The sequence below is a fragment of the Clostridium sp. Marseille-P299 genome (genome assembly GCF_900078195.1).
GTDB lineage: Bacteria > Bacillota > Clostridia > Lachnospirales > Lachnospiraceae > Lachnoclostridium.
In genome coordinates this window covers 383717-405045 of the sequence record NZ_FJVE01000005.1, presented here as the reverse complement: position 1 = coordinate 405045, position 21329 = coordinate 383717, and the positions used below count along the sequence as shown (strand labels likewise).

The following is a 21329-nucleotide window of genomic DNA, read 5'->3' as shown; positions in this document are numbered from 1 at the left end:
CCCTATAAATTTGACTTTATCTTGGAAAAAGCATATCATATGGGCATATTCATGTCAAGAAGAGTGAAACAGGTTTTGGGTTTGGCTGTAAATCCCAGATATTCCAATAAATTATAAAATAAAGAAAGTTGCCCCAGAATTGTTTGTGCAGAACTTATAAATTTGAACAAATAAAGGTGTGAAACTTCGATAAATTTTATGCTAGCTTTTTTGAAAGAAAGGAGTATTATAGATACAGCTTACCTAAAGTAGATTGGAGGGTATCGTATGGAACAGGTTATGAATCTACTGTCTGAAGTAGAGGAGAAGGCAACCAAAATTCTAAATCTTGCAGAAGAGGAAAAGAAGCGGTTACGAATTCAATCAAAGCAAGATATGGAAGATTTGGACAACAAAATAAAGCAATCAACAAAAGAAAAGTTGGATGCTTTAAAAAGTGCAAATGAAAAAGAGTTAGAAGAAGGCAAACAAACATTGATGAAAGAATACGAGGAAAGTGTTAAGCAGATGAAAGAAAAGTTTGCTTCAAATCATGATGTGTTTGTGGATCAATTATTTCATCAAATCATAGGAGAGTGATCTTATGGCAGGAAAGTTATTATCCTATAGCGCAATAACTACGAAAGTAAAGGCTATGGAGAAAAGTCTCATCCATACTGATGACTATACTATGCTTTCTAATGTAAAAACAGCAAGTGATTTTGTTTTGTTTTTTAAAAACCATCGAGCGTATGAGCCGTATTTTTCAAATGTAAATGAAATGAATACGCATCGTGGATTAATAGAGAGTATATTAAGTAAAACAGTATATGAGAGTTATGCGAAAATTTTTCATTTTGCTAATAAGAATCAACGAAACGTCCTTAAGCTTAGCTTTTTCCGATATGAAGTCCATGCATTACAAGAATGCTTAAAGCATGTATTACATCCCGGAACAACGGTAGATGTAAGTGCTTTTGAGAAAGTATTTTCTAAAAATACAAGTTTAAATTTAGAGGGATTACAAAATGCCACAACAATTGATGAATTTACGAATTATTTGCGTGGTACTGAATATTATCCATTGTTTAGTCGATTGTCCAACACAAAAAATGTAACATTATATGACTATCAAATGGAGCTAAATATTTATTATTATAAAAAGATATGGAAGTTAAAAGGGCGATACTTAAAAGGTGAAGAATTAAAGGATTATACAGATACGATTGGTACTATTATTGACTTGCAGAATATTATGTCTGTGTATCGTTGTAAAAAGTACTATAACGTAGAAATTGCGGATATTTTATCAATTGTAATACCTATTTCATATCATTTGAAAAAGGAGCAGTTAACTGCTATGATCCAAGCAATTTCAATGGATGAATTTATTAGGATCTTGCAAGGAACGAAGTATCGTATTGATAATGATAATCCAACAAAAGAGGATGTGGAGCGTTCTTACTATGAGAGAGTTTATAGTGTGTATGAAAAGAATAGCTTAAAAAATCCTGTTAGTATGGCACCAATTCATTTCTATTTATATAAAAAGGAACGAGAAGTTGATCAATTAACAACGGTGCTAGAATGCGTACGGTATGGTGTAGAACCTGATGCCATAATGCAGTATTTGAAATAAATTGTTAGGAGGTGTGGTGCAGTGATTGAAAAAATGAAATTTATGCGAATTACTGGTCCAAAAGAAGACATTAATCGTGTCATTGATGTCTATTTAAAAAAATACCAACTGCATGTAGAAAATGCATTATCCGATCTAAATGGGTTGCATAATCTAACGCCATATGTTGACACCAATTCTTATAAGGAAACGGTATCAAAATCTGAGGAAATTATTAAGCAATTAAAAATAGATACGGCTTCCTCAGGAAAACAAATGACGTATAAAGAAGCTGAGGATTTTTTAACGAACATGCATCTTTTGCTTGGTGAGTTAAAGGAACAAAAGCAAGAACTTTTAGATCAAAAACAAGCAATCATTGAAAAAGAAAAGCAAATGGAACCTTTTAAGTCCTTAGAATTTGACTTAAAGAAGTTGTCCGAATTTAAATTTATCAAATATCAATTTGGTCGCATTGCCATTGATTATTATGAGAAGTTTGTAAAATATATTTACGAAGCATTAAACATAATTTTTTATGAATGTAAGTCAGATAAAAATTATGTTTGGGGTGTTTATTTCGTGCCTCAAATGCATGCAAATAAGGTAGATGCAATTCTTTCATCCTTACATTTTGAGGATGTTGACTTTGAAGAGCAATATGAAGGTACACCAAGTGATGTATGTGCTATGCTTGCAGGCCAAAAGAAAGAAATTGCAAAAAATCAAGCAAAGTTAAATGACGTAATGAAAGAAGTCCTTAAAAAGCATGCAGGTGACTTCATTGCTGCATATGATCGACTATCTAGTTATTGCAACAATAGCCAGATTCGTAAGTTAGCGGCTTGTACTAGAAAGGAAGAGGAAGTATATTATATTCTTTGTGGTTGGATGTCAGAAAAAGATACTAAGAACTTCCTAGCCGACATAGAAGGGGATGAAGAGGTTAATTGTCTTGTTGACGATAATATAAGTAGTACGACCTCGACCCCCCCCACGAAGCTTAAGAATCCTAAAATTTTTAAACCCTTTGAAACGTTCATAAAAATGTATGGGTTACCAGCCTATAAAGAAATTGATCCAACAATCTTTGTAGCGCTTACCTATTCTTTTATGTTTGGTATGATGTACGGTGACGTTGGTCAGGGACTTTGTCTAGTTGTTGGCGGATTTGTTCTTTATAAACTTAAGAAATTAAATCTTGCTGCAATTATATCTTGTGCAGGTATCTTTTCAACGATATTCGGCTTTTTATATGGTAGTATATTTGGCTATGAAGACGTATTAACGCCGCTTTGGACAAATCCAATGCATGATACAATGACTGTTTTAATTGCAGCAATTGGTTTTGGTGTAGCCCTTAATATGATTGCTATGATAATGAATATTATCAATGGTATTCGTCAAAAGAATATTGAAAAGTATTTATTTGATACAAACGGAGTAGCAGGATTGGTTTTCTATGCTTCAGTGATTGTAATTGTATTATTACTTGCTACTGGTCATACAGCACCAGGATTTATTGTAATGTTTTTTACAATTATATTACCACTCATCCTTATTTTCTTAAGAGAGCCATTATCAAGATGGATTGAGAAAAAAAGAGATTTAATACAAGGTAGTAAGGGAATGTTCTTCTTAGAAGCATTCTTTGAATTATTTGAAGTACTTTTAAGTTATGTTACAAATACAATATCTTTCGTCCGTGTTGGTGCATTTGCATTAAGCCATGCGGGTATGATGTCAGTAGTTTTAATGCTTGGTAAAGCAGAAACACTTCATCCAAATTTATTGATTATTGCACTTGGTAACATATTTGTAGCTGGCCTTGAAGGTTTAATCGTAGGTATTCAAGTATTACGTTTGGAATACTATGAAATGTTTAGCCGTTTTTATTCAGGTACAGGTAAAGAATTTAAATCATTAAAGAAAAAATAATTATAATTTAAATTATTAAATAAAAAATAATTATAAAGGAGTTTTTTGACATGGATGCAAAACTTATCTTATCATTAATTTTAGTTTCTAGTATTATTTTACCATTTGGATATTATTTTATTACAGAAAAGAAGAGAAAGAAAACATTTAAAGCAGTTATGGCATGTAACGTATTTGCTTTCTTTGGAACTTTAGTAGTTGGTACGATATTATTATTTAGTGGCTCTGTAACAGCATCTGCAGCAGAAGCAACAACAGCAGCAGCTTCTATTTTCTCTACTGGTGAAGGCTTAAAGTATATTGCAGCAGCTCTTTCAACAGGTATGTCAACAATCGGTGCTGGTATTGCCGTAGCTAGTGCAGCATCTGCAGCACTTGGAGCACTTAGTGAGGATTCAAGCATTATGGGTAAAGCACTTATCTTCGTTGCCTTAGCAGAAGGTGTTGCTCTTTACGGTATGCTTATTTCCTTCATGATTTTAAATGCTTAATAGATAATCTAAGGATGTGATTAAATATGCGAATGTTTTTAATTAGTGATAATGTAGATACTTGTGTTGGTATGCGTCTTGCAGGTATTGAAGGAGTAGTTATACATTCCCAAAAACATTTAAAAGAACAATTAGAAAAGGCAGTTTCCGATAAAACCATAGGCATTATTTTAATCACAGAAAAATTCGGACGAGAATTTCCTGAGATTATAAATGATGTTAAATTAAATCGCCGTCTTCCTTTAATCGTAGAGATTCCAGATCGACACGGTACAGGAAGAAGCGAGGATTTTATTACCTCATATGTGAATGAGGCCATTGGTTTGAAATTATAAGTGAGGTGAATGCGCGTGAATATTAAGGAAAAGGCAGAGCATTTTTACAATACAGCAGTGGATGCTGCTACTGCTTTAAACACTTCTATGGTGGAAGAATATACTCAGTTAATGAAGAAGAATTATGAGGAATATAAAAAAGAAGCAGAACAAAAAGCAGCATCTTATTTAAAGCAAGAATCAGAGAAGCTTCACCGTGAAAAAAATTCAGCGCTTGCTGTACAAATACTTAGTATAAGACACAAGCAAAGTGACCTTTCTCACGAACTAACGGAGCAATTATTTACAGATGTAAAGAATCGTCTCAATAGCTTTATGAAAACAGAGGAGTATGTACTCCTCCTTGAAAAACAAATAAAAGATGCAATTGCATTTTCAAAAGGATTACCGATGACGGTGTATATTAACCCAAGTGATGAGGATAAGAAAAAACGCTTAGAAGAATCAACGGGAATCGAGATTACAATTAGCGATCGAGACTTCTGGGGTGGTATTCGTGCAGTAATCCACGAAAAGGATATCTTAATTAATAATTCCTTTGAAAGTAAGTTTATTGATGCAAAAGAGCAATTTTCAATTATGTAATGTAGTTTTATATAAATAAACGGAGGTATCTCCAATGGATAGAATAGGAAAAATATATGGAATCAATGGACCAATTGTTTACTTAAAAGGAAATCTTGGTTTCAAGATGTCTGAAATGGTTTTGGTTGGAAAGCAAAGACTCGTTGGTGAAGTCATTGGTCTTACCAAAGAAACAACTACAATCCAAGTTTTTGAGGAAACAACAGGTCTATACCCAGGAGAAGAAGTTATTGCTACTGGTAGTGCAATTTCTGTAACACTAGCTCCAGGTATTATTAGTAATATTTTTGATGGTATTGAACGACCATTAAATGAAATAGCAAAGCAATCTGGAGCATTTATTTCAAGAGGTGTTAATGTATCTGCACTTGATGAAGAAAAGCTTTGGGATGTACATGTAACAGTAAAGGTTGGCGATCGTATTTATGGTGGTACAGTAATTGCAGAAGTTCCTGAAACAACTGCCGTACTACATAAATCCATGGTGCCACCAGATGTCACAGGCGAAGTAATACGTGTAGTAGAAGACGGTAAATATACGATTAAAGATACAATCGTAGTTATTAGGGATAAAGAAGGAAATGAAAAAGAATTATCACTTACTCAAAAGTGGCCAATTCGTGTTCCTAGACCAAGTTCAAAGAGATTCCCAGCATCAAAACCACTTTTAACTGGACAAAGAATCTTAGATTCTTTATTCCCAATTGCAAAAGGTGGTACAGCTGCGATTCCAGGCGGATTTGGAACAGGTAAAACAATGACTCAGCATCAGCTTGCAAAATGGTCAGATGCAGACATTATTGTTTACATTGGTTGTGGTGAACGTGGTAACGAAATGACAGAAGTATTAGAGGATTTCTCAAAGTTAGTTGACCCTAAATCAGGAAATCTACTTCTTGCAAGAACAACTTTGATTGCAAATACTTCAAATATGCCAGTTGCTGCTCGTGAAGCTAGTATTTATACAGGTATTACACTTGCAGAGTATTATCGTGATATGGGATATCATGTTGCGATTATGGCGGATTCTACTTCTCGTTGGGCAGAAGCGCTTCGTGAACTTTCTGGACGTTTGGAAGAAATGCCAGCAGAAGAAGGTTTCCCAGCTTATTTAGCATCTAGACTTTCATCCTTCTATGAAAGAGCTGGATATGTACAAAACTTAAATGGTTCCGAAGGTAGTGTATCGATCATAGGTGCAGTTTCACCTCAAGGTGGTGACTTCTCAGAACCAGTTACTCAAAATACAAAGCGTTTCGTACGTTGTTTTTACGCACTTGATAAATCACTTGCTTATGCAAGACATTTCCCAGCAATTCAGTGGTTAACAAGTTATAGTGAGTATTTAGGTGATTTACAACCTTGGTATAGTGAACATGTAGGTTCTGATTTTATGGAACTTAGAAATGAAATTTTAAGATTGTTAACAGAAGAAAGTAAGCTAAATGAAATTGTTAAATTAATTGGTAGCGATGTTCTTCCAGACGATCAAAAATTAACATTAGAGATTGCTAGGGTAATTCGTTTAGGATTTATTCAACAAAATGCTTACCATCCAACGGATACTTATGTTCCAATGGAAAAACAGATAAAAATGATGAGAACAATCCTTTATCTATACAAAAAGGCAAGGGATCTTATTAACATGAACATGCCTATGTCACTTATTCGTGAGAATCCGGTATTTGATCATATCATTTCTATCAAATATGATGTAGGTAATGATGAATTAGATAAATTTAATGACTATAAAGAAGAGATTGATAATTTCTATCAACACTTTATTGAAACCAATGCATAGGAGGAGAAGAGATGTCAGTTGAATATTTAGGACTTAGTGAAATTAATGGACCTCTTATTGTCCTTGAAGGGGTTTCAGATGCTTCCTATGAAGAAATTGTTGAAATCACAGTCGATGGAAATAAAAGAAAACTAGGTCGTATCGTTGAAGTTTATGAAAATAGAGCAGTAATCCAGGTATTTGAAGGAACAGAAGAAATGTCTCTTAAAAATACACATACAAAGTTAACTGGCCATCCAATGGAAATAGCTTTGTCAGAAGATATTCTTGGTCGTGTATTTAATGGTGTAGGTGAACCAATTGATGGACTTGGAAACATTGCCTCTGAAGAAAGACGTAATGTAAATGGTGAACCTTTAAATCCTTGTTCTAGAGAATACCCTAGAAACTATATTAAGACAGGTATTTCAGCAATTGACTGTCTAACTACTTTAATTCGTGGTCAAAAGCTACCTATCTTTTCAGGAAATGGTTTGCCACATGATGAGCTTGCAGCGCAGATTGTAAAGCAAGCTTCTCTAGGTGGAGATTCCGATGAGAATTTTGCAATTGTATTTGCAGCTATGGGTGTTAAATACGACGTTGCAGATTTCTTCCGTCGTACCTTTGAAGAGAGTGGTGCAAGTTCCCACGTTACAATGTTTTTAAATTTAGCAAACGATCCAGTAATTGAACGTTTGATTACACCAAAGGTAGCTTTAACAGCTGCAGAATATTTGGCATTTGAAAAAGGTATGCACGTACTTGTTATCTTAACTGATATTACTTCATTTGCAGAAGCAATGCGTGAAGTATCTTCCTCTAAGGGAGAGATTCCAAGTAGAAAAGGTTACCCAGGATACTTATATAGTGAGCTTGCTACATTATATGAGAGAGCAGGTATCGTAAAAGGCTCTACTGGTTCTGTAACACAGGTGCCTATTTTAACGATGCCAAACGATGATATTACTCACCCAATTCCAGACTTAACTGGATATATCACAGAGGGACAGATTGTATTAGAGAGATCTCTATATCAAAAGAGCATTTATCCTCCGATCAATGTTTTACCTTCTCTATCTCGTTTAATGAAGGATGGTATTGGTGAAGGTTATACAAGAGAAGATCATCAAGATTTAGCAAACCAGTTATTCTCATCTTACGCACATGTAGGTGACGCAAGAGCGCTTGCTAGTGTTATCGGTGAAGATGAATTATCACCACTAGATAAAAAGTATTTGAAATTCGGTGAAATGTTCGAGCAAAAATTTGTTGCTCAGGGCAGAGAAGAAAACCGTTCCATGGAAGAGACACTTAGTCTAGGTTGGGAGTTATTAACCATCCTTCCTAGAGAAGAGCTTGACCGTGTGGATACTAAGATTTTGGATAAATATTATAAACAAAACATTGATATTTCGTTAGGCAAGAAATCGAATAATGAAGGATAAGGGGTGATTGTATGGACCTGAATACCTTCCCTACGAAGGGCAATCTTATCTTAGCTAAGAATTCCTTGGTGTTTTCAAAACAAGGATATGAATTGATGGATAAGAAGCGTAATATTTTAATTCGTGAACTTATGGAACTAATTGATTCTGCGAAGGATATCCAGGCAGAATTAGACGAAACCTTCAGTGCAGCTTATCGTGCACTTCAAAAAGCGAATATTGAAATGGGTATCTATAATGTAGAAGAATTAAGTCATGCAATCCCAGAAGAAAATTCGATTCGTATAAAAACAAGATCCATTATGGGTACAGAGATTCCTTTAGTTGAATACGATGAAAAAAAGGATACGACTCCTTCTTATGGATTTTACGATACAAGACTATCGCTTGATGAAGCTTGTAAGCACTTTAATAAGGTTAAGGAACTTACCATTCGCTTATCGATGATTGAAAATGCCGCTTATCGCCTTGCAACTAATATTAAAAAGACGCAAAAGCGTGCGAATGCGCTTAAGAATATTACCATACCTTATTACTCAACTCTTACCGTAACCATTGCAAATGCATTGGAAGAAAAGGAAAGAGAAGAGTTTACAAGATTAAAAGTAATTAAGAGTACGAAAGAAAATAAAAAAAGTAGGAAATAAGTAAAAAAGAAGAGGATGTTTCAAATTGTTTTTGAAACATCCTCTTCTTTTTAATATCAACTACCCCTAATTGATATTTTACATTTTTACATATAAAGCATTTGGTTTGTTGTGCTTATGTAATTCAAGATAAGTACCATATCTTTTGTAGTATAATTAATATCATATCACAGAAAGGAATGATATAGTTATTGTATTATAGTTGATTTTTGTATTATATATTGATAATATCTATAAATAAGTAAGAAGTAGTAATCTATATTACGTAGAAATAAATATTATATATGGTGCGTTATTTAAGTTTGATAAGGCCAGTATTGCGTTATATTAAGCATTAGAGCTAGTCTGTTAACTTACTGGGGACTTTACATATGCAAGGAGATTAAATTATGGATTTTAGACAATTGGAAGCTTTTATAGCAGTTGTGGATTTGAAAAGTTTTTCAAAAGCTGCAGAGAAGTTGTATCTAACGCAGCCAACAGTTAGTGCACATATACGTACCTTGGAAAAAGAGCTAGGGACAACACTTATTGCACGAACAACGAAATTATTTCAAATGACTTATGAAGGAGAACGGTTTTATCGCTATGCTAAGCGCTTGGTGGAACTTAAGGATGCTGCTTTACAAGATATCAATATGGAATCAAAGAAGATTATTCGTCTAGGTGCATCAACAATTCCCTCCACATACCTTTTACCACAGCTTCTTCCTGCATTTCGTAAAAAACAACCCAATGTATATTTTGACGTGAGGCAAGGAGATTCTAGTTTTGTGGAGGAGCGAATACTGGATGGGACTCTTGACATTGGTTTGATAGGTACTATGCCTCGGTCAAGTGAATGCCACTTCGAAGTATTTTGCCAGGATGAATTAGTAATTGCAACACCTGCTACAAGCTATTATATTAGGTTAAAGACTCAAAAAGCTACGATACATGAATTACTAAAAGAGCCTATAATAATGCGAGAGAGAGGATCAGGAACTCAAAAAGAGGCGTATCGTTATTTGGATCAGATTAATGTTTCTACGGAATCTTTAAACGTAGTTACCTATATCAATGATCCTGAATCGATCAAAGGATTGATTGTGAATGGTATGGGAATTTCAATGATTTCAGGATTTGCAGTGAAGGATTTAGAGGAAAGAGGGCAAATATTAACCTTTCGTCCTGAACCTCCATCAACTCGCAATTTTTATATTATTTATAAGAAAAAAATTGTTTCGGATCATTATCTAAATGAATTTAAGTATTTTGTTAAGCATTTTTATAAAAATTAAGGCCCTTAAATTTATATGAAAAGATTAAGTTTTAAATTAAATAGACAAGCCATCAATTCTAAATGAGTTGATGGCTTGTTTTAGTAAACGAAACTTATTTGAAAAGTTAGTGATAACCCTTAAATGTTACGACCTTATATGTAAAAGCTTTGCTGTCATCAAAAATAAAAGCCCTCACCCAGCGATTTAACGCCAAACGAAGACCTTGTAAATGCGTCTTCAGGGGCTCGAACCCTGGACACCCTGATTAAGAGTCAGGTGCTCTACCAACTGAGCTAAAGACGCGAATATTATGTTGCTGACAAGAAAATATTATATTCGATTTCGTTGTAAAATGCAAGAACTTTTTTTGATTTTATTTAAAATTTTCATGCATTCTACAACTTTTATCAAAAGAAATGATGTAAAAGATATTGTATAGCTGATTTACTTCATAAGATAAGATTTTTTATTGTTTCTATAGTTTTCAACATTACTTTTAATAACAATTTGTGCATCTAAGTATATCTGTTGTTTTGGTGGAGTCCATCCTTCTAGTAAGTGTTTTACAAGAAGATGAGCGGTTTGATGCCCTTGTCGGAATGGGTATTGATGTAAAAGCACGTTACACCAATTTTCTTGGATTGCTTTGGCAGTCGTAGGGGTTACGTCATAGCCAGTTAATTTAATATCTTTACGGTCTAATTTTGTTAAGGCATTGATCGCTCCTACAGTGCTAGAGTAACCAGTACAGAAGATTCCTTGGATATTTGGAGTAGTAGATAAAAAATCAGTTAGGGATTTCTCGACATAGTCATAGCCGGGATTACAATCGGTACAGATATTTATGTGAATATCAGGTGAATATAATTGCATGTACTCTAGAAATCCGTTTAGACGTTCTAAAAAAGGTGACATTCTAGAAAGATTTCCAAGAACTAATACATTACCTGTTTCGTTCATAATTGAGCTTAGCATCTCTGCAGCCATCATTCCTGATTGAAATGAATTACTACCGAAATAAAATATTCGTGAACTCGTTGGTGCATCTGTATTAAATGTAATGGTTGGTTTTCCTTGGTCTATAAATTGATCGATATAGTTCGATATAATATTTCCACCTGCAGGATTTACAGCAAATCCGTCATAAAGTGAAATATCAATGGATGAAAAACATTCTTTGATATGGACTGGTGAAAAGGTTGGATAACGAAAGGTATCTACCCTAACGCCATAATCTTGTAATTCCTCCACTGCAAGTTCAATGCCAAGTGTAATATCTTTGTAAAAATCCTCTGGTTTCTCTGGGTAAATGATTCCAATACGAAGTTCTTTTTTTCTCCCCAATGCACTAGCAAATTTATTTGGACGATATCCCAATTCTTCTGCAATTTTTAAGATGTGTTGCCTACTTTTCTCGCTTACTCCTTCACGTTTGTTCAACACACGATCTACAGTACCAGCAGATAAACCAGATTTTTCAGATATCATCTTTATTGTTACTCGTTTATTATCTTTATCCATGTTTGTATCCCCCTCTATATTTCATATAATACCAACAACATTAGAATGAATAAAGTTCTATGTAGTTATAGAATATAACAGATATTTCCTAATTTGTATAGTGCTTGTGAAAATTTTCGTGCACGTTAACATAAAAATACGTAAAATTATTAAATTTGCAACATTTGATTTACGTTATTTTACTGAACGATTGTATAATATATATTATAGATTGACATAAAAAAATATTTTTTTGTATAATATGTTGACAAGACGGAAAAAATTGCATATAATCACCTTATCGTTAACGAACACGGTATTTAATCAAAATAACACGACTCAATAGAGAAATTAAGAGGTGAGAGGATGAGTGAAGAGCTTTTTCGGATGGAGGGAATTAGCAAATCATTTCCCGGTGTAAAAGCACTGGATAATGTGTCTTTTTCGGTAAATAAAGGTGAAGTTCACGGTTTGGTTGGTGAAAACGGAGCAGGAAAATCCACATTAATGAAAATTATGACCGGTGTTTACCAGGCAGATCAAGGTGAAATCTATATTGAAAATGAAAAAGTAACCATTGATTCGGTAGCAAAAGCACACGAACTTGGAATTAGTATTATATTTCAGGAATTAACACTTTGCCGTCATTTAACAGTTGCAGATAATATTTTTATTGGACGTCCTCCAGTAAAGAGAGGTTTTATCAGTGACAAACAAATGCATCGGGAAGCAAAAAAGATACTTGATAATCTTGGAATTAATATCAGTACATATGCAATGGTATCTAGTCTTAGTGTAGCGCAACAGCAAATGGTGGAAATAGCAAAAGCCATATCGTATAATTCAAGAATTTTAGTACTAGATGAGCCTACAGCAACATTGACAGACCGTGAGATTGATCAGTTGTTTGAAATTGTACGAAAGCTGCAAAAAAAAGGTGTTGGTATGGTTTACATATCTCATCGTATGGAGGAACTAAAACAGATTTGTGAACGAGCAACAGTTATTAGAGATGGCCAATATATTGGGACAAGAAGTTTAAGTGAGATTACGTTGGACGAGCTTGTTAATATGATCGTTGGCCGTTCTTTAGATGATAAGTATCCGAAATATCAACGTAAAATCGGAGATGTAGCGTTAGAAGTACGTAATTTACGGCAAGGAAATAAATTAAATGTGGATCATTTTAAAGTACATAAAGGTGAGATTCTAGGTATTTCAGGATTGGTTGGTGCAGGAAGAACAGAAATAATGAGATGCGTCTTTGGTGCAGATAAAGCAGATTCTATGGAATTGTATATGGAAGGTAAGCCAATTAAAGTTAATTCTGTAATCCAAGCAATTAATAATGGGCTTGCTTATGCCACTGAGGATCGTAAGTACGACGGCTTGGCACTTAGCTTAGACGTGGAATATAACACAAATATGGCTCATTTACATGAGCTATCTAGATTTGGCTTCATTAATGACAAAGAAGGGGCTAAAAATGCTGAAAAATATAGAAAGCTGATGAATACAAAAACACCGAATTTACGAAAACCATGCGGTCAGTTATCTGGTGGAAATCAGCAAAAAATTGTCCTTTCCAAGTGGCTTTGCAATGATATTAAAGTTTTGATTGTTGATGAACCAACACGTGGAATTGATGTAGGAGCTAAATTTGAGATATATCAGATTTTTAATCGATTAAGTGATGCTGGGGTTGCAATCATTATGATTTCTTCAGAACTTCCTGAAATATTGGGAATGAGTGATCGTGTTCTTGTTATTCATGAAGGAACCATTAACGGCGAACTGGATGCAAAAAAGACATCGCAGGAAGAGATACTTTACCTTGCTGCAGGTTATAACAAACTAGAGGGAAAACCTGCCCCTACAATTTCTTAAGGAGTGTTTGATTATGGCAGAGAATAAGATGATATTAGGCATTAAAAAAATAGGTGTAGTACCAGAAAAAATAAAAAGTAGCAAAGTTGGTCGTTTTTATGACAACTTTGGAGTATCAACGAAACGAGCAATTTCATCCTCCATAGTATTAATTATACTGTTTACAATATTTGCAGTTTTGCAGCCTGATAGATTCTTATCATCGGCAAATATGCAGAACTTATTACAGCAAATTGTTACATATACAATCATAGGATGCGGTCTGACATTCTGTCTTGTCTGTGGTGGTAATGACTTATCGGCTGGTGCATCCATGGCTCTCTCGGGGATCATTGTGGTGTTGATGTTGATTCAAGGATATCCTTTATGGCTTGGTATTTTAATTTGCTTAGTTATGGGTGTTCTTACAGGTGTAATGAATGGATTTTTCATTGAGATTCTCGGCGTTGTACCTTTTGTAGCTACTCTTGGTACCCAATGGGTTTACCGTGGTCTTGCAAATGCTATTGTAAATGGTGCTCCTGTATATACTACAAGCATTCCAAGCCAGAAAGTCCAAGATTTATTTTATAAGTTAGGTGGCGGTCGTTTTTCAAATGGTTTGTCTTACAGTGTAATTATCGCACTTGTTTATGCAGCAATTCTTGGGATAGTGCTTGCAAAAACACGCATTGGTCGTCAGATTTATGCATGTGGATCCAACTTAGAGGCAGCGAAACTTTCCGGTATTAATGCAGTGGGAACTCGTATGTTTGCATATTGTATCAGTGGTCTTTCTGCAGCAATTTGTGGTATTTTAGTAACTTCCCGTTTAAGTTCTGCTCAACCTACAGCAGGTACTGGTTATGAAATGGAAGCAATTGCGGCAGCAGTACTTGGTGGTATATCCATTACAGGTGGAGAAGGTGTTATTTTAAATACTGTAATCGGAGCTTTAATGATGGGTGTTATCCGTAATGGTTTGAATTTAAATAAAATTAACTCATTCTGGCAACAAGTAATCATTGGCTTAATTTTAGTTCTTGCAGTTGCAAGGCAGATGTACCGCCAACGTAAGAATAATGCGGCAGGTCCTTCAACATTTAAATCAATAGTTGGTCGTTTATTTAGAAAATAAACACTCACTATAAATAATTTGTAGCAAAAATTAAGGAGGTTAGTTATGAAAAAAATTATTAGCATGATGCTAGCACTTGTATTGGTTTTAAGTTTAACAGCTTGTTCAGGTTCGGACAAAAACACAGGAAACATGGGGTCAACAGGGGAAAATAATACAGGCTCTGAAAAAACAATTTATGTTATTGTTAAGGTACTTGGTAATCAGTATTGGTCAGTAGTTCAGGCAGGTGCTGAAAAAGCGGGTAAAGATCTTGGATGTAATGTTGTTATTGTTGGTACAGCAGCAGAATCTGATATCGAGGGACAGGTTCGTTACTTACAAGACGCAGTTTCTGCTAACGCAGATGCGATTGTAATTGCTCCACTTGATAGAACAGCATTAAAAAATCCTATTTCTGAGCAGTTTAAATCAGGTACTCCACTTGTTTTAATCGACTCAAGCGTTGATGGAGAAGATTACAGCACAGCACTTATGACAGATAATATTGAAGCAGGAAGAATGGCAGCGAAAGAAATGATCGCTAGACTAAAAGCCAAAGGGGTTCCTGAAGATAAAGAAGGTAGCATTGCTATCCAAGCAGGTTCTACAGGCTCTCAAGCAATCAATGACCGTTTACAAGGATTTAATGAATATTGGGACGAAAATGCACCTACAGCATGGAAAGTTTTAAAAGACGATATTAAAATTAACGATGGTGATATTAGTAAAGCAGTTGCTTTTTGCCAGGATTTCTTAACTACATATCCAGACTTACTTGGAGTTTTCGGACCTAACAATGGCTCAACAGTTGGTTTCGTAACAGGTATTATGGAGGCAAATCGTACTGATTTAACAATGGTTGGATTCGACTTTTCTAACGAAATTGAAACAATGATTCGTGGTGGTGAATATGATGTTGCTTCTGTTGTACAACGTCAATATCTAATGGGTTATGATGGTGTTAAAACAGCACTTGAATTAGCAAATGGCGGAACTGTAGATGAAAAGATTATTGATACTGGTGTTTTGATTGTTGATAATAAAAACGTAGATGATAAAGAGGTACAAGAAGTTATTAACCCTTCTAAATAGTTCAAAATACATAAACAAAGGATAAGAATTTTCTCAAAGAGTACCCCCTACGAAGATTTGCTTCTAGGGGGCATTCTATTTAAAGGTTCTGTTTATATTTGTAATTGCTGACAGTATTTAATGAAATGATTTCGTAATCGCAGTTCTAAAATAAATAAGTTTATAAAGATGATAATATATTATTTTAACAGTTATAAATAAGGAGGAATCGATATGAAGATGACACTACGTTGGTTCGGTAGCAAATTTGATACCGTAACATTAGAGCAAATACGCCAAATTCCTGGAGTAACAGGTGTAATAACTACTTTATATGACTCAGTACCAGGGGAGGTATGGGAATTAAAAGATATCCTAGCTTTAAAGGAAGAAGTTGAAGCAGCAGGCTTAAAATTAGAAGGCATTGAAAGTGTTAACGTTCATGATGCAATTAAGGTAGGATCTCCTGATAGGGATAAATACATTGAAAATTACATAACTACATTAGAGCATTTAGGCCAGGCAGATATTCACTTGGTATGCTATAACTTTATGCCAGTCTTTGATTGGACTCGTACTGAGTTAAAAAGAGTTCGTCCGGATGGTTCTACAGTGCTTGCCTATACACAGGAGGCAGTTGATAAATTGAACCCAGAAGAAATGTTTAATTCTATTTCAGGTGAAACAAATGGATCTATCATGCCAGGTTGGGAACCGGAAAGAATGGCCCATATTAAAGAATTATTTGAATTATATAAAGAAGTAGATGATGAAAAATTATTTGAAAATCTAAAGTATTTTCTTGAAAGAATTATGCCAGTTTGTGATAAGTACAATATTGATATGGCAATTCATCCAGATGATCCTGCATGGAGCGTATTTGGCTTACCTAGAATTATCATTAATAAAGATAATATCTTACGTTTAATGAAAATGGTGGATAATCCTCATAATGGTGTTACTTTCTGTGCTGGTTCTTATGGTACCAACTTAAAAAATGATTTACCGGATATGATTCGCTCTTTAAAGGGAAGAATTCATTTTGCCCATGTACGTAATTTAAAATTCCACTCACAGGATAATTTTGAAGAGGCAGCTCACTTATCTTCAGATGGCGATTTTGACATGTATGAAATCATGAAAGCATTGTATGATATGGATTTTGAAGGCCCAATACGACCTGATCACGGACGTATGATTTGGGGAGAGGTGGCTATGCCAGGTTATGGTTTATATGATAGAGCATTAGGTGCTACCTATCTGAATGGATTATGGGAAGCAATCGATAAGAGTCAGAAATGTAAGTAGGAGGCAACGAATGAAACTAAATAATGAGGGACTGAAAGATAGAATAGCTTGGGAGAGTGCTGGATATATCCTTCCTGATTTTGACCGTGAAATGGTGAAAGAAAGAACCAAAGAAACTCCAAGGTGGATTCACTTTGGAGCAGGCAATATCTTTCGTGCATACCAGGCAAATATTGTGCAGGAATTGTTAAACCAAAAGATTATGGATACGGGTCTAATTGCTGCAGAAGGTTATGGTTATGAGCTTATAGAGAAGATGTATCATCCACATGATGATCTTAGTATTTTAGTTACCTTAAAAGGGGACGGCAATATTAAAAAAACAGTAATAGGAAGTATCGTTGAATCCCTTTGTCTTGATAGTGAAAATGAAAAAGATTTTGAACGTATTAAGGAAATTTTTAAAAATTCATCCCTTCAAATGGCCAGTTTTACAATTACAGAAAAGGGTTATTCTTTAACAGATAATACTGGAGAGTTTGCAAAAAGTGTGACCTATGATTTTATCAATGGGCCAATAAAGCCAGTAAGTTATATCGGTAAAGTAGCTGCTCTTTTGTATGAGAGATATAAAAACAATCAAATGCCTATTGCCATGGTGAGTATGGATAACTGCTCTCATAATGGGACTATACTTTATAATGCGGTACATACATTTGCTTGTAAATGGAGTGAAAATGGAGTTGTAGACAAGGGATTTGTAGATTATATCAACGATTCCAAGAAAGTTTCTTTTCCATGGAGTATGATTGATAAAATTACTCCAAGGCCAGATGCAAAAGTCAAAGAAATACTAAGTAAAGATAATATTGAGGACTTAAAGGAAGTCGTGACCAATAACGGTACTTATGCTGCTCCTTTTGTTAATGCAGAGGAAAGTGAATACTTAGTGATTGAGGATTGGTTCCCGAATGGAAGACCAGCCCTGGAAAAGGGCGGTGTTTTGTTTGCAGATAGAGAAACTGTTGATAAAGTGGAAAAGATGAAGGTATGTACTTGCCTAAATCCTCTTCACACAGCACTAGCTGTATTTGGCTGCATTCTTGACTATCATTTAATATCAGGGGAGATAAAGAATCCTACGTTAAAGAGAATGGTTGAAATTATTGGCTATGAGGAAGGGCTTCCTGTAGTTGTAGATCCTGGTATTATGAACCCGAAAGATTTTATTGATGAAGTTCTAAATGTTAGAATACCAAATCCATTTATGCCTGACACGCCTCAAAGAATTGCTACAGACACTTCTCAAAAACTTTCCATACGCTTTGGTGAAACTATTAAGGCTTATCAGAAAAGAGAGGATTTAAATCTTAGCGATTTAAAAGTGATACCTCTTGTCTTTGCAGGTTGGCTTCGCTATTTAATGGGAATCAACGATAAAGGTGAAAGCTTTGATCCAAGTCCTGATCCTTTGCTTGATAAAGTACGACCTTATGTAACGAATATTAAATTAGGGGAGAAAACTACATTAAGTCAATTAAAGCCTTTGCTTACAGATTCTACAATCTTTGGTGTTGATTTAATGGAAGTTAAAATGGCTGACCTTGTGATCGAGTATTTTAATGAGATGATAGCAGGTGTAGGTGCAGTGGAGAATACCTTGAGGAAGTATATCAAATAAAAAGATCGAATAAAGAGATCGAATAAAAAGATCAAATAAAAAGTAAAAAGATGATTCATAACATGTTTAAGGATGATTTATAAAAATGTCGGTAAGGGTTTTATAACTCTTACTGACTTTTTTAAATAATGGGAATTAAAAGCACAAATGCTTTGTCCTACTATTTAAAAATTACTCTGCTAAGGATTAGCACTCGTTTAAAATAAAATATTTCTCTAAAATGACTGCCCTTATCAGTCGTAAATAACGGCGAGAATGTGTTTTATACACTCTCAGTTCTATAGTTTAATTCTAGACATAAAAAAAGCCCTCACCCAACAGCTTATATCTGTCAAACGAAGACTTCTAGTGCGTCTTCAGGGGCTCGAACCCTGGACACCCTGATTAAGAGTCAGGTGCTCTACCAACTGAGCTAAAGACGCATATTTCCTAAACGCAAGGATAATTATATAATATCATATTATAAAATGCAAGTCCTTTTTTATAAATTATAATATTTTTTGCAGATTTTATATATTTTAAAAACAATTTATTGATAATTTGGGCAATAATTAAAGTATTAAGTAAGAAAATGGAATACTTACACTTGTATCAAGCGTAAACTATCGATATAATAGGAACGGAACAAAGAATGAATGAAAGTAAGTGGGGAGTTTGATGGAGAAAAAAATTAAAATTAAAACAAAATTAAAAAAGATAAAAAGTAATGGCCCCAAAATAAAAAAGAATAAAGAGGAATTATATGGGCCGATTATTATTGAAGAAGTTGTAGAGCCTGCTAAAGTAGATAGAGAGAGCAGTAATGAGCAAGTTCATCTAAGTAACGATGAAAATACTACACCAAATTATAGTTTTGAGTTTAATCGAAAGTATTTTATGATATGTGTGTATACACTTGCGACTATTTCAATTGGTGCTTTTATAATATATTGTATTGTGAATTTACCAGTATTAAAGACTGCAATCGGTAATTTTTTTAAGATATTATCTCCTTTTATTGCGGCATTTTTTATAGCATTTATTATTAATCCATTGGCGAAGTATTTGGAACGTAAATTCTTTTTAAATGTTTGTAAGATAAAAAGTATAGGAGTAAGATTATCTCTTTCTATTTTAGTATCCTATATTGTAGTTCTTGGGCTACTAGTAGTTGGTTTAGTATTTGTAATTCCTCAGATTATTAACAGTATTACGGATTTGACTGCTAGAGTTCCCCAAGTTTATGAAGAGATTATTTCATTCCTTGATAATATTGAAGACTATGTATCGCCAGAATTTATAGCCTTTATTGAGGAGAAATTAAGTGAAGTAACACCTACATTAATTACCTTTGGAACGAATTTAGCTAAGAATTTATTTCCTATGATAATTGATGTCCCATTTTATATAGTAAAAGTTGCGATTAATATCTTTTTAGCAATTGCCATTTCAATTTATATGTTATATGACAAGAGAATGTTATCAAAACATGTTACAAGATTTATTTACGCAATTACGTCAAGAAAAAAAGCAGATGCTATTGTGAGTGTATCAAAAGACTGTAGTGCGATTTTTTCAAGTTATGTGGTTGGAAAATCAGTAGACTCATTAATCATTGGAATTATATGCTTTGTTGCGATGCTAGCACTAAAATTGCCTTATGCAGTTTTAATGAGTGTAATCGTTGGTGTTACTAACATGATCCCTTATTTTGGACCTTTTATTGGTGCTGTACCTGGTGTATTGCTATATCTTTGTTTTGACCCTGTAAAAGCGTTGATTTTTGCAATTATGATATTAATATTACAGCAGTTTGATGGCTGGATTCTTGGTCCTAAGATTTTAGGAGATTCTACTGGACTTACACCTTTATGGGTTATCTTCGGTATCACGGTTGGAGGCGCTTATTGGGGCGTTATTGGAATGTTTCTAGGGGTCCCAATCGTAGCGGTAATCGCTTACCTTTTTAATTTATTTATTACATCTCGATTAAAAAAGAAGAATTTGAATATTAAATAATATCCTTTATTTTAAGCAGGTATTTGCTTAAGGTATTAAGAGATAAGAAGGATATTTATAAGAGAAACTCAATAATGTTATTAAAAGAAGCTGCCACACTTTAGATAATTACTATCCTTTAAGTAGAGAATGATTAAATCATTGCCTAACTTAAGAGAAAGTAAATCAATATTGTGACAGCTTCTTTTTAAATGTTTAAGCTACTTACTGCATTAAATTACTCTGTATTAATTTAAATATCCAGCAAGTTGTTCTTTAGATACAACTCCAACAGTTGTCTGTTCTGGAGTTCCATTCTTAAATAAAATGATTGTTGGAATTGTCATAACTTTATACTTAGCAGCAAGTTCTGGACAATCATCTACATTTAATTTTCCTACTTTAACTTTTCCTTCATATTCTGTTGCAAGCTCTTCTACAACAGGTCCCATCATTTTACATGGACCACACCAGTCAGCATAAAAATCAACTAACACTGGAATATCACTTTGTAGTACTTCTTTTTCAAAATTTTCACTTGTAATTTTTAAGGACATAAAAAATACCTCCGTCTTTCTCTTTTTTGTATATTGTCTCCAATGAACTATGAAATTATTATTTCTTTTTTGGTTTTCCTTTTAGCATAGATCCAACTTCATCCCAAGATTTCTTAAGTTGCAGAGCCTTTTTGTTTAAATCTGTCTTATTACTTAAAGAATTTGCGATTTTTACTTGCAATGATTTTTTCATTTTACTTATTTCATCCTTCCAAATTAAGAAGAA

19 protein-coding genes and 2 tRNA genes are annotated in these 21329 nt (G+C 34.1%); 16 read left to right on the top strand and 5 right to left on the bottom strand.

The features are described from left to right. Positions 1–267: 267 nt before the first annotated feature. The 10 genes from BN4220_RS03610 (at position 268) to BN4220_RS03565 (ending at position 10101) form a co-directional block, all read left to right on the top strand. On the top strand, positions 268–579 hold the full coding sequence (locus tag BN4220_RS03610; RefSeq protein WP_066713722.1) for a hypothetical protein: 312 nt from the start codon (positions 268–270) through the stop codon (positions 577–579). 4 nt (positions 580–583) lie between these two features. Then, complete coding sequence (locus BN4220_RS03605; RefSeq protein WP_066713719.1) at positions 584–1618, top strand: V0D/AC39 family V-type ATPase subunit; 1035 nt, start codon at positions 584–586, stop codon at positions 1616–1618. A 21-nt stretch (positions 1619–1639) separates the two neighbouring features. After that, positions 1640–3535 (top strand): V-type ATP synthase subunit I, encoded by a 1896-nt coding sequence (locus BN4220_RS03600; protein WP_066713716.1) that lies wholly within the window; start codon positions 1640–1642, stop codon positions 3533–3535. Positions 3536–3585: 50 nt separating this feature from the next. Beyond that, positions 3586–4026 (top strand): ATP synthase subunit C, encoded by a 441-nt coding sequence (locus BN4220_RS03595; RefSeq protein ID WP_066713713.1) that lies wholly within the window; start codon positions 3586–3588, stop codon positions 4024–4026. Positions 4027–4052: 26 nt separating this feature from the next. Continuing rightward, positions 4053–4361 (top strand): V-type ATP synthase subunit F, encoded by a 309-nt coding sequence (locus BN4220_RS03590; protein WP_066713709.1) that lies wholly within the window; start codon positions 4053–4055, stop codon positions 4359–4361. Between the two features lie 15 nt (positions 4362–4376). Then, positions 4377–4946 (top strand): V-type ATP synthase subunit E, encoded by a 570-nt coding sequence (locus tag BN4220_RS03585; protein WP_066713706.1) that lies wholly within the window; start codon positions 4377–4379, stop codon positions 4944–4946. A 34-nt stretch (positions 4947–4980) separates the two neighbouring features. Continuing rightward, complete coding sequence (locus tag BN4220_RS03580; protein ID WP_066713698.1) at positions 4981–6747, top strand: V-type ATP synthase subunit A; 1767 nt, start codon at positions 4981–4983, stop codon at positions 6745–6747. 11 nt (positions 6748–6758) lie between these two features. Beyond that, the gene (locus BN4220_RS03575) at positions 6759–8174 is read left to right on the top strand and encodes a V-type ATP synthase subunit B (protein ID WP_066713695.1); all 1416 of its coding nucleotides are present in this window, start codon (positions 6759–6761) and stop codon (positions 8172–8174) included. Positions 8175–8185: 11 nt separating this feature from the next. Continuing rightward, the gene (locus BN4220_RS03570; protein WP_066713692.1) at positions 8186–8821 is read left to right on the top strand and encodes a V-type ATP synthase subunit D; all 636 of its coding nucleotides are present in this window, start codon (positions 8186–8188) and stop codon (positions 8819–8821) included. 389 nt (positions 8822–9210) lie between these two features. Beyond that, positions 9211–10101 (top strand): selenium metabolism-associated LysR family transcriptional regulator, encoded by an 891-nt coding sequence (locus tag BN4220_RS03565; RefSeq protein WP_066713689.1) that lies wholly within the window; start codon positions 9211–9213, stop codon positions 10099–10101. Positions 10102–10313: 212 nt separating this feature from the next. Here the strand turns inward: BN4220_RS03565 and BN4220_RS03560 are convergent. Together BN4220_RS03560 and BN4220_RS03555 are read right to left on the bottom strand one after the other, a co-directional pair. Next, a tRNA-Lys gene (locus BN4220_RS03560) sits at positions 10314–10386 on the bottom strand. Positions 10387–10527: 141 nt separating this feature from the next. Then, positions 10528–11604: a LacI family DNA-binding transcriptional regulator gene (locus BN4220_RS03555; protein WP_066713685.1), complete on the bottom strand. Its 1077-nt coding sequence runs from the start codon at positions 11602–11604 to the stop codon at positions 10528–10530. A gap of 345 nt (positions 11605–11949) precedes the next feature. Here BN4220_RS03555 and BN4220_RS03550 point away from each other — a divergent pair, with 345 nt between their 5' ends. The 5 genes from BN4220_RS03550 (at position 11950) to BN4220_RS03530 (ending at position 18569) form a co-directional block, all read left to right on the top strand. Beyond that, positions 11950–13470 (top strand): sugar ABC transporter ATP-binding protein, encoded by a 1521-nt coding sequence (locus BN4220_RS03550; protein ID WP_066713683.1) that lies wholly within the window; start codon positions 11950–11952, stop codon positions 13468–13470. Between the two features lie 13 nt (positions 13471–13483). Then, complete coding sequence (locus tag BN4220_RS03545) at positions 13484–14587, top strand: ABC transporter permease (protein ID WP_242867732.1); 1104 nt, start codon at positions 13484–13486, stop codon at positions 14585–14587. A 45-nt stretch (positions 14588–14632) separates the two neighbouring features. Then, positions 14633–15661, top strand: a complete 1029-nt coding sequence (locus tag BN4220_RS03540) for an ABC transporter substrate-binding protein (protein WP_066713680.1) — start codon at positions 14633–14635, stop codon at positions 15659–15661. Positions 15662–15874: 213 nt separating this feature from the next. Then, positions 15875–16948 (top strand): mannonate dehydratase, encoded by a 1074-nt coding sequence (uxuA, locus tag BN4220_RS03535; RefSeq protein ID WP_066713677.1) that lies wholly within the window; start codon positions 15875–15877, stop codon positions 16946–16948. A 10-nt stretch (positions 16949–16958) separates the two neighbouring features. Next, entirely contained in the window at positions 16959–18569 is a 1611-nt protein-coding gene (locus tag BN4220_RS03530) for a mannitol dehydrogenase family protein (RefSeq protein ID WP_066713674.1), read from the top strand. Between the two features lie 349 nt (positions 18570–18918). Here the strand turns inward: BN4220_RS03530 and BN4220_RS03525 are convergent. Continuing rightward, positions 18919–18991 (bottom strand) — tRNA-Lys (locus BN4220_RS03525). A gap of 235 nt (positions 18992–19226) precedes the next feature. Here BN4220_RS03525 and BN4220_RS03520 point away from each other — a divergent pair. Then, positions 19227–20567: an AI-2E family transporter gene (locus BN4220_RS03520; protein WP_066713672.1), complete on the top strand. Its 1341-nt coding sequence runs from the start codon at positions 19227–19229 to the stop codon at positions 20565–20567. Between the two features lie 227 nt (positions 20568–20794). On the opposite strand, the gene trxA is transcribed toward BN4220_RS03520, so the two are convergent. Together trxA and BN4220_RS20610 are read right to left on the bottom strand one after the other, a co-directional pair. Next, positions 20795–21154: a thioredoxin gene (gene trxA / locus BN4220_RS03515; RefSeq protein WP_278280710.1), complete on the bottom strand. Its 360-nt coding sequence runs from the start codon at positions 21152–21154 to the stop codon at positions 20795–20797. A 7-nt stretch (positions 21155–21161) separates the two neighbouring features. Next, on the bottom strand, positions 21162–21296 hold the full coding sequence (locus tag BN4220_RS20610; protein ID WP_278280709.1) for a hypothetical protein: 135 nt from the start codon (positions 21294–21296) through the stop codon (positions 21162–21164). Positions 21297–21329 lie beyond the last annotated feature (33 nt).

What these genes read in the sequence shown, in the direction of transcription:
- BN4220_RS03555 (WP_066713685.1), bottom strand. Translation starts at nt 11,604, where the DNA reads ATGGATAAAGATAATAAACGAGTAACAATAAAGATGATATCTGAAAAA.
- BN4220_RS03575 (WP_066713695.1), top strand. Translation starts at nt 6,759, where the DNA reads ATGTCAGTTGAATATTTAGGACTTAGTGAAATTAATGGACCTCTTATT.
- BN4220_RS03565 (WP_066713689.1), top strand. Translation starts at nt 9,211, where the DNA reads ATGGATTTTAGACAATTGGAAGCTTTTATAGCAGTTGTGGATTTGAAA.
- BN4220_RS03545 (WP_242867732.1), top strand. Translation starts at nt 13,484, where the DNA reads ATGGCAGAGAATAAGATGATATTAGGCATTAAAAAAATAGGTGTAGTA.
- BN4220_RS03530 (WP_066713674.1), top strand. Translation starts at nt 16,959, where the DNA reads ATGAAACTAAATAATGAGGGACTGAAAGATAGAATAGCTTGGGAGAGT.
- BN4220_RS03570 (WP_066713692.1), top strand. Translation starts at nt 8,186, where the DNA reads ATGGACCTGAATACCTTCCCTACGAAGGGCAATCTTATCTTAGCTAAG.
- uxuA (WP_066713677.1), top strand. Translation starts at nt 15,875, where the DNA reads ATGAAGATGACACTACGTTGGTTCGGTAGCAAATTTGATACCGTAACA.
- BN4220_RS03520 (WP_066713672.1), top strand. Translation starts at nt 19,227, where the DNA reads ATGGAGAAAAAAATTAAAATTAAAACAAAATTAAAAAAGATAAAAAGT.
- BN4220_RS03610 (WP_066713722.1), top strand. Translation starts at nt 268, where the DNA reads ATGGAACAGGTTATGAATCTACTGTCTGAAGTAGAGGAGAAGGCAACC.
- BN4220_RS20610 (WP_278280709.1), bottom strand. Translation starts at nt 21,296, where the DNA reads ATGAAAAAATCATTGCAAGTAAAAATCGCAAATTCTTTAAGTAATAAG.
- BN4220_RS03550 (WP_066713683.1), top strand. Translation starts at nt 11,950, where the DNA reads ATGAGTGAAGAGCTTTTTCGGATGGAGGGAATTAGCAAATCATTTCCC.
- BN4220_RS03580 (WP_066713698.1), top strand. Translation starts at nt 4,981, where the DNA reads ATGGATAGAATAGGAAAAATATATGGAATCAATGGACCAATTGTTTAC.
- BN4220_RS03590 (WP_066713709.1), top strand. Translation starts at nt 4,053, where the DNA reads ATGCGAATGTTTTTAATTAGTGATAATGTAGATACTTGTGTTGGTATG.
- BN4220_RS03540 (WP_066713680.1), top strand. Translation starts at nt 14,633, where the DNA reads ATGAAAAAAATTATTAGCATGATGCTAGCACTTGTATTGGTTTTAAGT.
- BN4220_RS03605 (WP_066713719.1), top strand. Translation starts at nt 584, where the DNA reads ATGGCAGGAAAGTTATTATCCTATAGCGCAATAACTACGAAAGTAAAG.
- BN4220_RS03595 (WP_066713713.1), top strand. Translation starts at nt 3,586, where the DNA reads ATGGATGCAAAACTTATCTTATCATTAATTTTAGTTTCTAGTATTATT.